General features: G+C 69.0%; 1 protein-coding gene. It reads left to right on the top strand.

Annotated elements, in window-relative coordinates; translation table 11 throughout:
* Nucleotides 1-277: hypothetical protein (locus K933_RS18420; protein WP_023395099.1), on the top strand; the 277-nt coding region annotated here is incomplete at its 5' end.
* Nucleotides 278-594: the final 317 nt, after the last annotated feature.

Raw genomic sequence — 594 nt, 5'->3', positions numbered from 1 at the left:
GGCGGACGCGGTCGGCGGCGACGACCTCCCCGACGACCTCAGCGACAAGCCGCGCTACCTCGCCGACCTGCTCGCCGACGAGTGGAGCGCCGTCGACGGCCCGGGCGTCACCATCACCGAGGCGCACGAAGCAGTCCAGGACGACCGCGGCGACGACGCCCCGACGCGCCGAACTGTCGGGAACTGGATAACCGAGTTGGAGGGCGCCGGCGTCCTCGAACAGGTCGCCGACGACTCGAAACCGGGCAACGTCTACGCGCCCGCTCGAAACGACTGAGCGCCCGGGTCGAAACAGGATCGAAGCCGCGCCGTCCCCGAGTTTCGCCGGGGTCGAAACGCGAACCGCTCCCGAAGGAACACGATTCTACGCACCAGAACCCCGGGCAATTTCGACCCAGAGTGGACCCCCAACACGTCGCACCGACAGCAACACGACCTGTCGCAGACGCGAGTGATCACAGAACGGGCGCGCGGACCGGGACGACCGGCGCGTCAAGCAGAGCCGCGAGCGCACTCCCGGTGGAAACTCAGCCACAGGGCCACCCGGAGGCGGGTGGCGACCGCGGGGTTTCCACGAGTTTCCATCAGCTCACG

It is taken from the genome of Candidatus Halobonum tyrrellensis G22, from assembly GCF_000495475.1.
In the GTDB taxonomy this organism is placed as follows: domain Archaea; phylum Halobacteriota; class Halobacteria; order Halobacteriales; family Haloferacaceae; genus Halobonum; species Halobonum tyrrellense.
This window is presented reverse-complemented; position numbering and strand designations above follow the sequence as displayed.